The following is an 11,881-nucleotide window of genomic DNA, read 5'->3' on the forward strand; positions in this document are numbered from 1 at the left end:
AAACATGATCGTAACAATTCAACCATCTCAAATAAAAGGTTCCATTCAGGCGCCGGCTTCAAAAAGCTCCATGCAACGAGGTTGTGCCGCGTCTTTATTGTACCTGGGAACAACCGTCATTCGCAATCCCGGCCACTCCAATGATGATAAAGCTGCCCTCGGTGTCATCAAAGACCTGGGCGCAAAAGTGGAAACGCTGGCCGATGGTTCATTAAAGATTGCCGGCACCGGCGGTGTTAACCCCGAAAGCGGAACCGTAAACTGTGGCGAAAGTGGTTTGGGTATCCGCATGTTCACGCCCATTGTATCGATGAGCAATAAGCGCATTACCATCAATGGCGAAGGAAGCCTGGTAACCCGCCCCATGGATTTCTTTGACGAAGTATTACCGCAACTGGGTGTAGAGATCATATCGCGCGAAGGCAAACTGCCCTTGCAGGTAAAGGGCCCTTTAACACCAAAAGATATAACCATCGACGGTTCATTAAGCTCACAGTTCCTCACCGGTTTGTTAATGGCCTATGCCGCATCCAATGCAAAAGGCGTAACCATTACTGTCGATAACCTGAAGAGCAAACCGTACATCGATCTTACGCTGGCTGTAATGAAACAGTTTGGCTGGGAAGTGGAGAACAGGAATTACGAAGCGTTCCATTTCAAGGCGGCCGATCCCAAAGCGCCTGCTGCCTCGATGCCGCCGCCCCCGCAAAAGACCTATACGGTTGAAGGCGACTGGAGCGGCGCTGCTTTTTTACTGGTTACCGGCGCCATTGCCGGCGACATTACGGTAAAAGGGCTCGATGTGCAGTCGACCCAGGCCGACCGTGCCGTGTTGCAGGCTTTACAGTCATGCGGCGCCAAACTCAGCATCCAGGCAGAACAGATTGAGGTGGGGCCCGCAGAACTGAAAGCGTTCCAGTTCGATGCCACCGAATGCCCCGACCTGTTTCCGCCGCTGGTTGCCCTGGCTTCTTATTGCAAAGGCACAACGGTGATAGAAGGGGTAGGAAGGCTTACCCATAAAGAAAGCAACCGCGCATTGACGTTGCAGGAAGAGTTTGGTAAAATGGGGGTGGAAATAGAATTGCAGAACGACCTGATGCTGATCAAAGGCGTAACGGCATTGAAGGGAGCCGCTGTGCATTCGCACCACGATCACCGTATTGCCATGGCTTGTGCCGTAGCGGCATTAAAGGCTACCGGCGAAACCACTATCAGCGAAGCCCAGGCCATCAATAAATCGTACCCCGATTTTTATGAGCATATTCAGGAATTGGGCGCTATTGTGAATAAAAAGAGCGTTGCACCCAACGCCTGAGCTAAACGCAAAAAGCTTAACGCGGCGCAGTTGAAAAGTTGACAGGGTTGATAGCGTTCATCACGTTTCCCGATGAAGTCGGGATTTGCCGTTTCACGATTGCCGGTAGCCGGTCAGAGGCCAGTTAATATCAGGATGTTTAAATAGTAACGAGATCATTCAATATTAGAATAAATGAACAGTTTCGGTCGCATATTCAAAGTAACCATCTTTGGTGAATCGCATGGTGAAAGTGTGGGTTTGAATATTGATGGTTGTCCGGCAGGTTTGCCATTGACGGTAGAAGATTTTTTGGTTGATATCGAGCGTCGCAAAGGCGGTACCCAAAAAGGAACCACGCCGCGTAAAGAAGACGATCTGCCGATCTTTAAAAGCGGGGTGTTCAACAACAAAACAACCGGCGCTCCCCTTACTATATTATTCGAGAACAAGAATACCCGCTCGGGCGATTATGAAAAGCAACGCGCGGTTCCGCGCCCCGGCCACGCCGATTTTGTAGCCCACCAGAAATTCGGCGGTAATGAAGATTACCGCGGTGGCGGCCATTTCAGCGGCCGGCTAACGGTAGCGCTCGTGGCTGCAGGCGTTATTGCCAAAAAACTGTTGGGCAGTGCAACCGTTACTGCCAACATCCTCGAGATCGGTGGTGAGAAGGACCTTGAAAAAGGATTACAGAATGCCATCGATCATAAAGATTCTATAGGTGGCATTGTTGAATGCCGCGTGAACGGATTACCGGCAGGTTTGGGCGAGCCCTTCTTCGATTCGGCCGAATCATTGCTCAGTCATGCCGTATTCGCCATTCCAGCCATTCGCGGTATCGAGTTCGGGACCGGTTTTGCGGCCGCCCGGATGTACGGAAGCGAGCACAACGATGCGATTGAAGATATGACCGGTAAAACCCGCACCAACCATGCCGGCGGCATTGTAGGCGGTATCACCAATGGCAATGAAATTGTTTTCCGCATTGCGGTAAAACCTACTTCTTCAACACCAAAGGACCAGCAAACACTCAACTGGGAAAGCGGTGAAATAGAGAATTTTTCGGTAAAAGGCCGTCACGACCTGTGCATTGCATTGCGTGTGCCGGTAGTGCTCGAAGCCGTTACCGCCATGGTGCTGGCCGATCTGCTGTTGCTTGAACAACGCATCAAACGGTTGATCTAAACAATGCCTGTTATCTATCATATTACTTCCTGCAATGAATGGGAGGCGGCTTTCGCAAAAGGTTCCTATGCCGCCCCTTCCCTTGAAACAGAAGGCTTTATTCATTGTTGTACCAGGTCCCAGGTTCAGGGGGTGCTGCAGCGTTATTTTAAAGGCGCCACCGATCTGGTATTGCTTGAAATAGCAACTGAAAAAATACAAAGCCGCCTTGTTTATGAATGGTCGCCTGCAGGCGCAGATGAATTCCCTCATATATATGGGCCCATAAATACCGATGCGGTTATCAGTACAGGGAGCCCGTTCAATCTTTAATCTTCCTTTATGCACCAGTACATCATCAATGCTTCTATTCAGATAGTGCCTATTGTATTGGACAAACATCCCTATGAATGGGTTGATGAGGCCATTGCCATTATACAAAAGGCCGGCATCAGATACGAGGTCACGCCCTTTGCCACCATCCTCGAAGGCACCTATGATGCTGTAATGAAAGTTATTCATGAAGTGAACGAATTCCTGTATCAAAAGGGCTGTGCCGAATGGATCACCAACCTGCAAATTCAAATTCGTAGTGACAGGAATGTTACCGGGGCCGAAAAAACGGAGAAGTTTAGTTAACGGATTTGCCTTTGTGCGGCCGGTTGAGTAGTTAATTCAATTGAACTGTGTTGTAATTGTACTGAACGGAGGCTTCTAATACAATTAACCTGCCTTCAATTGAAAATAAATGGCATTCTTCTGTATTTCCTTGTCAACCCGTTAACATGTTCTGTCAACTTACCAACCTTGCCAACCTGCTCCTTAATAAGCCAGTTTATCAAATGGCAGATCCAGCACCTGATACCCACGATCATTATTCCAGAAAAAATGCCACCACTCGGTATCCAGCTTTTTGAACCCGTGTTTTTCCATGGTTTCCGTCAATAATTTGCGGTGTTCCAGCACGGCTGGAGCCAGGCCGGTAAAGCTGTGATGGGCCGTATCGGTGAAATTGTCAAACCCGGTGCCCATATCCAGTTCGCGCCGGGTTTTCAAATCAATGATGGTAAGGTCAACTGCCAGTCCGCGATTGTGTCCCGAGCCTTTGGAGGGGTTGGCCACATACCGCTCATCGTGGATCAGTTCCCAAAAACTTACGGTTACACTGTACGGCCGGTAGGCGTCAAAGATCTTCAGCCCGTATCCCCGGCTTTTTAATTCCTTTTGAACGGCCGCCAGGGCCCGGGCGGCAGGCAACCGCAAAAAGGTATGCCGGGTGGCCGGAACATACATCTGGCGATGCATAAAATTGTTAATTGTGCCGTAACGCAGGTCGTATACGATACCCGGTATCAGCGTTTGCAGCTCTACCATTTCATGGGCCGGGTCTTTTTTTACAGACAGTTGATATTCAGTGAGTTTATCGATAACCGCCACCCCATACTTACTAACGGCTGTTTGCTGCCCGTGCAACTGGGTAACGTGGAAAAAAATAAGGAAAGCCATTACGGAAATACAGCGGGTAAGCACTATTTTGTATAACATTGTAACCGGTTTAAAAGCCAGATTGGTAAGTGAAAAGATACAAACTTTTATTCCGGATAACCAGGATCAATAAACATGAAAAAATGTATTAATTCGGGCCTTCACTGGTGTTTGATAATTGTAGCGCTCAGTTTGGTGGCCTGTCACAGTCGTGGAAAGGCCGCCGAAAAGCCCGAAAAGCCTAAAGAAAAGGACATTGTGATCCAGCCGGAAGCGCTGAGTGTAAGCATTGTTCGCAACATTGAAACCACCCTCGAATTTGTACTTGCCAGCGACGGTGTATTGAACGACTCCATGGTGCTTGCAAAGGACAGCCTGGTTAACGAGATCTACGCAAAAAGAAGTTTCGAACCCGTATGGAGCACCCAGGAAAAATGGCTGCCCCTGAGCGATTCCCTGCTTGAATTCATTGGCCGGGCCAGGGAGTACGGCTTATTCCAATCCGATTATCATTACCGCATTTTACAGAATATACGCAAAAAAACTATCGAAGACACGCTTGGGCGCAAGGATGCCGCTTTATGGTCGCGGGGCGAAATTCTGCTCACAGATGCCTTTTTCAGAATGTGTTACGACCTGCGAAAAGGCCGTTTGCCTTATGACAGCGTTACACTGCGAAAAGACAGCATGAATACCCAGGCTTACCTGGGCCTGTTCGATACGTTATGGCAAAACAAAGATGTGGCAGGGCTGATGCATGCCCTGGAACCGAAACACGTGGCCTACGATTCGTTGAAGGCCGCGCTGCAAACCTTCCTGCAATCAGCAGAACCACTTAAGAAATATACATATGTCCCTTACCCGGCGGTAAATACTCCCGAATACTATAACATCCTGAAACAACGGCTGTTTGAAGAAGGGCTGCTGGAGTCGCCCTTTGATTACCTCGATACCACATCGATGAAGCTGGTGGTTGGAAAATACCAGCGGAAGAAGGGAATTACCGAAACCGGAAAGCTGAACGCCGGCACGGTAAGCAGCCTGAACAATACAAACTGGGAAAAATTTAAAAGAATAGCTATTACTTTAGACCGGTTTAAGTTATTACCCGATTCAATGCCAACGACTTATATCTGGGTGAACATCCCGGCCTACCGCATGAGGATCGTTGACTCGGGTAATGTAGCACTGGAATCGAACGTTATAGTAGGGCAGCCAAAGACACGAACGCCGTTGTTGACGTCAAATGTGTCGAATTTCATTACCTATCCGCAGTGGACGGTGCCTTACAGCATTATTTTCGGTGAAATGCTGCCGAAAATAAAGGCGAATCCCGATTACCTGCGGAAACAGAACCTGATGGTGGTTGACAAGAATGATAGCGTAATGAACCCCGACAGCCTGAACTGGAAGAAGTTTAACAAAAATAATTTCCCGTACCTTATCAAACAGCGGCAGGGCGACGATAATTCGCTGGGGGTATTGAAATTCAACTTCGCAAATAAATATGCCGTTTATTTGCACGACACCAACGCCCGCTGGCTGTTCTCGAAAGAGAACCGGGCGCTCAGTCACGGTTGTGTAAGAGTTCGGGAATTCCTGAAACTGGCCAACTTTTTGGTAAGGAACGATACCATCCGGTTTCCGCCCGACACATTGCGAAACTGGATAACCCGCCAGGAGAAACATGTTGTGTCGGGGTTTCCGAGGGTGCCCATTTTTATCAGGTATTTCACCTGTGAGGTAAAAGATGGAGATATAAAATTTTATAATGATGTGTATGGGGAAGACCGGGTACTGAGTGAACGGTACTTTGATAACAAGGCACTATAGTTACGATTGCTTTCAGCCTTTAAAATTCTATACCATGAAAAATGTTTTGGTTTTAACAGTCCTGATATGCTCTTTTTTTGTGTCTGTGGCGCAAAGCAGGGATAGCGTGGCATTGAATAAGAAACGGAATGTGCCTGTAACACAATATGGTGTGGCCAGTTTTTATGCCGATAAGTTCGAAGGAAAGCTTACCTGCACCGATGAGGTGTTTACCCAGAAAAAGCTGACCGCCGCGTGCAATACACTCCCGCTCAATTGCTGGATAAGAGTTACCAACCTCAAAAATAATAAAAGCGTGCTGGTACGCATCAACGACCGCATGCACCCGGCTAATCCCCGGTTGATAGATATGAGCAAATCCGCCGCCGTAGCCCTCGGTTATACCGGCCATGGTTTAACGAGGGTGAAGATCACGTATTTGGGTAAAAAGAAACCCGAAGAAGCCGATATGGCTACCAGGTAATCACCGGTTACCAATTCCCCGTTCCCGGTTGCCAGGCCCTGATTCCGGGCAACTCGGCAATTATTAGACTGTATAAATTTTTTGCCCGGTAACTGGTAACCGGCAGCTGGCGCCCGGTTACCGGTACCTGAATCTCCGTTTCAGCTCGTAATTGGTAAGCCCTGTTGATTTTTACATTTAATTTATTTTTCCAGTTTACGGGTAGCGGTTATTTTTGTTTGGAACGGTTCTTCCAAACATAGCCGGTTATGAATAAAAACGTAGGATTACTGCTGGCCGTCCTGCCACTACTGGCGCCTGCTTTTAGCCAGGAGGATGATATACAGCGACCTACGTTGGGGATCTATTTTTTCTTCAATGATTTTAAGACCGCCGAAAACATTCGCGCTACTTCCCTGAGTGAAGTATTGCGTAATTCTCAATTTGGCAAGCTGAAGGAAATGTCGCCGGGGCTTGCGCTGAACTATATCAATGGCATGTCAGGGCATTTCGATTTCGCGGGCACTTTAACCGGTAGTTTCATCGACTATTATAAACGTGACGGCACTTCCCTGGGCCAGGATAATCTGCTGCTTGAAGGCGATGTGTCGCTAAAGGCCAAGCTGTTTTCGAACCGGTATTGGGTGAGCCCGTTCGCGCAGCTGGGCGCCGGTATTTCAAAGTACAGGGTGTATTGGGGCGCATTCATTCCTGCCGGTATCGGCGTGCAGGTAAATCTTTTCGATGAAGCGTTCTTTATTTTCAATGGCCAGTACCGCGTAGCCGTTACCAGTACGGTGAGCAATCATTTCTTTTATAGTTTGGGTATTGCGGGGAATATTGGGGGCAGGAAGAAAAATGTCAATCACTCTGTATTACCGGATTAGTTCACTGTTTATGAGTTATTCAGTTATTCAGTTGTTCAGTTGTTCAGTTAAGGCATTTTTTCACTGACAACCTCACTAACACAGTCTCGAAATTAAAACCTGGGAGCTGTAATATGAGACCTAAGAACTGTGAACTGTGAACTGTGAACTATGAACTATGAACTATGAACTAAATAACTGAACAACTGAATAACTTTTAAGTTAACATCCTACAACACTCCTTTGGTGCTGGGCAAATAATTGGAAAGTGGATCTCTTTTAACCGCCATCCTTATCGCTTTCGCAAATGCTTTGAAGATGGCTTCAATTTTATGATGCTCATTATCGCCATGGCATTCGATATTCAGGTTACAACGGGCGGCATCGGAAAAAGATTTAAAGAAATGGAAGAACATTTCCGTTGGCATTTCACCAATGCGTTCTCTTTTGAATTCGGCATTCCATACGATCCAGTTACGGCCGCCGAAATCGATCACTACTTTGGCATCGGCTTCATCCATAGGTAAGGCAAAACCATAGCGCTCCATCCCGCGTTTATCGGCCAGCGCTTTGGCAAACGCTTCGCCGAGGGCAATACCGGTATCTTCAATGGTGTGATGCTCGTCAATGTGCAGGTCACCGTTAGCCCTGATGGTGAGGTCCATTTTGCCGTGGCGCGCTATCTGATCGAGCATATGATCGAAAAAGCCCAAACCGGTATAAATGGCGCCTTTACCGCTTCCGTCTACATTCAGTTCTATCTTTATCTGCGTTTCATTGGTATTGCGTTCATGTACTACTTTACGTAATCCCAGCTTCAGGAATTCGTATATCACGCTCCAGTGTGTTGTTTCCAGTGCGATCACCGGGCGCAGCTCATCAACCTTGTCTTTTATTTCACCGGCGCCGAGGCTGGAATCGAGGTTCAGCCAAATGGCTTTACAACCCAGGTTCTTAGCCAGTTGAACATCAGTGATGCGGTCGCCGATCACATACGAGTTTTCGATGTCGTAAGCCGGGTTATTGAGGTACTGCTTTAACAAGCCTGTGCCCGGTTTACGGGTGGGGGCATTTTCATTTGGGAAGGTTCTGTCAATATGCACCGCGCTGAAATGAATGCCTTCGCCTTCCAGGCTTTTCATCACCAGGTTGTGCAGGGGCCAGAAGGTATCTTCGGGAAAACCTGCAGTGCCCAGTCCATCCTGGTTCGTAACCATTACCAGCTCATAATCCAGCTCACGGGCTATGCGGCCCATGTATTCGAACATGTGGGGATAGAAAGTGAGCTTGTCAAAAGAATCCAACTGGTAAGTGGGAGGCGCTTCATTGATCAATGTACCGTCGCGGTCGATGAATAGAATCCGTTTCAAAAATGTAAGTTTATTGGTTCTGTTTTTATTTAAGTTTTGCGCGTAATGCTTTTACTTCAGCCATTGTTACCATGCTGGCTTTATTGCCAAAGCTATTGCGAACATACGTCAATACATCGGCAATTTCCTGGTCGTTCAACACCGATTCCTGGGGCGGCATGGGATTGTGAAATGTATCGCCATCGATCTCTATTTCACCACCCTGCAATCCTTTCAATATAATTTTCGTCAATGCTTTCTTATCGCCCAGCACCCATTTCGTTTTAGCGAGCGGCGGGTTCATATTGGGAACACCGCTGCCATCCTGCTGATGACAGGCGAGACAGGCGTTTTCATATACTGTTTTACCGCGTGCAATAGCCGCTTTTAAACCGGCTGGTTGCTGTTGTATGGCAAATGCGGTGGCAAAAATAAAAACGAATACTGCGGGAATTACCTTTTTCATATGTTTACTGTGTTGGGTGAATGCTAGATGCAGGTTACCGGTTACCAGTTGCCAGCCAAAAAAATTATACATTAATTATTGCCGGGCACACTGAGATTCATGGCCTGGCGACCGGGAACCGGAACCTGGTAACTGGCTATTTGCCATAGCTCACTTTCCAGATCATACCATTGTTATCATCTGAAACATATAATGAGCCATCGGGGCCCTGTGCCAGTCCGCAGGGGCGGTATTTTGCTTTTCCGGTAGAGGCGCCTTGTGTAAAGCCCGAGAACCCGTCGGCAAAAACTTCCCATTTACCTGAAGGCATACCGTCTTTGAACGGAACGAACACTACAAAGAAGCCGGCCTGCGGTTCCGGTGCGCGGTTCCATGAGCCGTGGAAGGCGATAAAAGCACCGTTTTTGTATTTATCGGGAAACTGATTGCCGGTATAGAACAGGAGCGCATTCGGCGCAAGGTGACCGGGGAACTGTACGATCGATTTTGTTTTATCGGCGCAGCGGTCAGTTTTTTTGCGGTCGCCGCCATACTCGGGGTTCAACAGCTTTTCTTTTTTGTCAACATCATAATAGCAATATGGCCAGCCGCAATCGGCGCCCTTTTTAATGCGGAACATTTCTTCAGATGGATTTTCCGCGCCTTCTTTCTGGCTGAACAGATCGGGATAGAACTGGTATAACATATCGCGGCCGTGTTGCATAACATACAGTTCATTTACCTGCGTGTTCCAGTCGAGCCCCACTACATTGCGCAAACCGGTAGCATACCGAACACCTTCGCCATATGATTGATTGGTTTTATCTGCTTTGAACTGCCAGATCCCCCCTGCTTTTTCAAGAATAGGGCAGGGGTCCTGTCCCGGTGAACCTTTAACGCGGTCCTGCACCTGGCAACAGTTGGAAGGGGCGCCGATGTTCACATAAATGTTTCCCTCGTTATCGAGCGTCAGTGATTTTGTTTCGTGCTGGTTTTTGGCAACCAGCCCGGTAACGATCTTTTGTTCCGAAGCGGTATCTACCGTACCTGTTTTTTCATCGATCTTATAGCGGTAAACATCCTGGTCAGATGATGCATACAGGTAACCGTTCTTGATAGTGATGCCGGTGCCCCTGTAATTCCCAAAGCCGCTGATCTCATCGGCCCTGCCATCGCCATTGCCATCATGCAGCCTGATGATACCTTTCCCGTCTTTCAGTTTTTCGAGTTTTACAAATACATCGCCATTGGCTGCTACAACCAGGTGGCGGGCTTTGCCGAGGCCGCTGGTAACTACAACCGACGTAAAACCCTGGGGCAGCGTGATCGGCGGCGCGTCTTCTTTCAATGCCTTTGCTGTAGCCGAAGAATGGAGCCTGGTGGTATCATTGGCAAATGCAGTAACGACGATCATCACTGTACATGCAAGCAGGAACTTTTTTTTCATTGTGCAATATTTAAAGCGCTTTTTATACAAGCGGGTTTTAAAATTACTGTTTTAGCACGGCAATCGGCCACCTCAGCGCGGCGTACGTCGGCAAACGGCAAACGTGAAACGGCAAACTTCAGCGCGGCCTGCTTAGGCAATCGGCTCGAATTTCGGGCGGCCCAAGGTCGTGGATAAATCCCAGTTTTCGCGAACCCTTTCACAGCCTGCCCCGATGAAGCCGGGGTTTCACGTTTGCCGTTTCACGATTCACGATCCCAGTTTTTAATGGCATTGACAACCGAAACGTTTTCTGAAGGCGTACCTACCGTTATGCGCAAACAACCGGCGCACAATTCCACGCTGCTGCGGTCGCGCACTACGATGCCTTTTTCGAGCAAATATTTGTACAGGGCTTTGGGCGCTGTAACCTGCACCAGTAAAAAGTTGGCATCGGAAGGATAGATCTTTTGAACCACCGGAATGGTGAGCAGGTCTTTCGCCAGCAGATCGCGCTGGGCCACTATTTCACGGATCATATCATTTACCTGTCCAACCTCTTCCAGCGCCTGCAGCGTGAGCTCCTGTGAAGCCTGGTTGATGTTGTAAGGCGGTTTTATTTTGTTCATCACGTGAATGATCTCCTGCGAAGCGAATGCCATACCAACGCGCAGCGCCGCCAGCCCCCAGGCCTTCGACAGGGTTTGTAAGATCACCAGGTTGGGATAATCATTCAGTTCCTGGGTAAAAGAGCGAAAACGTGAAAAATTGATATACGCTTCATCGATCACAACGATGCCGGAGTAATTATTCAGAATGATCTCAATATCGTCGCGGTCGAGCGAGTTGCCGGTTGGGTTATTGGGCGAACATAAGAAAATGATCTTGGTGTTGTCATCTATCGCTTCTTCAATGGCCGGCAGGTTGAGCTGAAAGGCAGGTGTAAGCGAAACCTTTTTTATGTTAACATCGTTGATATGCGCGCTTACTTCGTACATACCATAGGTGGGCGGACAAATCAGGATATTATCTTTCCCCGGCTCGCAGAACGCGCGCATCAATACATCTATGCATTCATCGCTGCCATTGCCAAGGAAGATGTTCTCAACCGGTACGGCTTTTATGGATGATAGTTTTTCTTTCACCTTTAACTGCAATGGATCGGGGTACCGGTTATACCATTTTGTAAGCGGCGACCCGAAACTGTTCTCATTGGCATCGAGAAAGGTGTTGGCCTCGCCTTTGAATTCATCCCTTGCGGAAGAATAGGGAACAAGTTTCTTTATATTGTCGCGTAACAGATTATTTAAATCAAATGTCATAATATGTTTATTGTCGTGAAACCCCAACTTCATCGGGGCAGGCTGTGAAACTGCAACCGGCAATCGGCAATCGGCAATAAGCTTCGCGAGAACCGCAAGTTTAGAGCCTGTTGCCGGCTTGTCAATAAAATTTAGACAAACAGCAGCCATAAACTACAAACAACATCAATAGTGATGCCTGCAGCTGCTTTTGAGTTTCGAATAAAAGAACTAAGAACTAAGTGATAAATAGCATGACATAGGATACAC

The 11,881-nt window shown here is 47.9% G+C and carries 12 protein-coding genes; 7 read left to right on the top strand and 5 right to left on the bottom strand.

Annotated features, from left to right (window positions below):
• Positions 1-4: 4 nt before the first annotated feature.
• From aroA to A4R26_RS13615, 4 genes are all read left to right on the top strand, one after another.
• Positions 5-1,318 carry a 3-phosphoshikimate 1-carboxyvinyltransferase gene (gene aroA, locus A4R26_RS13600; RefSeq protein ID WP_081164305.1) on the top strand — a complete coding sequence of 438 codons (1,314 nt, stop codon included), beginning with the start codon at positions 5-7 and terminating at the stop codon, positions 1,316-1,318.
• Positions 1,319-1,492: 174 nt separating this feature from the next.
• Positions 1,493-2,485: a chorismate synthase gene (locus A4R26_RS13605; RefSeq protein ID WP_081164306.1), complete on the top strand. Its 993-nt coding sequence runs from the start codon at positions 1,493-1,495 to the stop codon at positions 2,483-2,485.
• Positions 2,486-2,488: 3 nt separating this feature from the next.
• On the top strand, positions 2,489-2,797 hold the full coding sequence (locus A4R26_RS13610; RefSeq protein WP_081164307.1) for a DUF952 domain-containing protein: 309 nt from the start codon (positions 2,489-2,491) through the stop codon (positions 2,795-2,797).
• Between the two features lie 9 nt (positions 2,798-2,806).
• A complete protein-coding gene (locus tag A4R26_RS13615) occupies positions 2,807-3,103 on the top strand; it encodes an MTH1187 family thiamine-binding protein (protein WP_081164308.1) in 297 nt (98 codons plus the stop codon).
• A 183-nt stretch (positions 3,104-3,286) separates the two neighbouring features.
• Here the strand turns inward: A4R26_RS13615 and A4R26_RS13620 are convergent, their stop codons facing one another.
• The gene (locus tag A4R26_RS13620) at positions 3,287-4,009 is read right to left on the bottom strand and encodes a M15 family metallopeptidase (protein WP_081164309.1); all 723 of its coding nucleotides are present in this window, start codon (positions 4,007-4,009) and stop codon (positions 3,287-3,289) included.
• A 75-nt stretch (positions 4,010-4,084) separates the two neighbouring features.
• Between A4R26_RS13620 and A4R26_RS13625 the strand changes: the two genes are divergently transcribed.
• From A4R26_RS13625 to A4R26_RS13635, 3 genes are all read left to right on the top strand, one after another.
• Positions 4,085-5,782: a L,D-transpeptidase family protein gene (locus tag A4R26_RS13625; protein WP_081164310.1), complete on the top strand. Its 1,698-nt coding sequence runs from the start codon at positions 4,085-4,087 to the stop codon at positions 5,780-5,782.
• A 34-nt stretch (positions 5,783-5,816) separates the two neighbouring features.
• The gene (locus A4R26_RS13630) at positions 5,817-6,245 is read left to right on the top strand and encodes a septal ring lytic transglycosylase RlpA family protein (RefSeq protein ID WP_081164311.1); all 429 of its coding nucleotides are present in this window, start codon (positions 5,817-5,819) and stop codon (positions 6,243-6,245) included.
• Between the two features lie 248 nt (positions 6,246-6,493).
• Positions 6,494-7,111: a hypothetical protein gene (locus A4R26_RS13635; RefSeq protein WP_081164312.1), complete on the top strand. Its 618-nt coding sequence runs from the start codon at positions 6,494-6,496 to the stop codon at positions 7,109-7,111.
• A 209-nt stretch (positions 7,112-7,320) separates the two neighbouring features.
• Here the strand turns inward: A4R26_RS13635 and hisB are convergent, their stop codons facing one another.
• From hisB to hisC, 4 genes are all read right to left on the bottom strand, one after another.
• Positions 7,321-8,460, bottom strand: coding sequence for a bifunctional histidinol-phosphatase/imidazoleglycerol-phosphate dehydratase HisB (gene hisB / locus A4R26_RS13640; protein ID WP_081164313.1), 1,140 nt, complete (start codon positions 8,458-8,460; stop codon positions 7,321-7,323).
• A 25-nt stretch (positions 8,461-8,485) separates the two neighbouring features.
• On the bottom strand, positions 8,486-8,905 hold the full coding sequence (locus A4R26_RS13645; protein WP_081164323.1) for a c-type cytochrome: 420 nt from the start codon (positions 8,903-8,905) through the stop codon (positions 8,486-8,488).
• 136 nt (positions 8,906-9,041) lie between these two features.
• On the bottom strand, positions 9,042-10,331 hold the full coding sequence (locus tag A4R26_RS13650) for a PQQ-dependent sugar dehydrogenase (protein ID WP_081164314.1): 1,290 nt from the start codon (positions 10,329-10,331) through the stop codon (positions 9,042-9,044).
• A 242-nt stretch (positions 10,332-10,573) separates the two neighbouring features.
• Positions 10,574-11,632: a histidinol-phosphate transaminase gene (gene hisC, locus A4R26_RS13655; protein ID WP_081164315.1), complete on the bottom strand. Its 1,059-nt coding sequence runs from the start codon at positions 11,630-11,632 to the stop codon at positions 10,574-10,576.
• Positions 11,633-11,881: the final 249 nt, after the last annotated feature.

The sequence above is a fragment of the Niastella populi genome (assembly GCF_002078015.1).
Lineage (GTDB): Bacteria > Bacteroidota > Bacteroidia > Chitinophagales > Chitinophagaceae > Niastella > Niastella populi.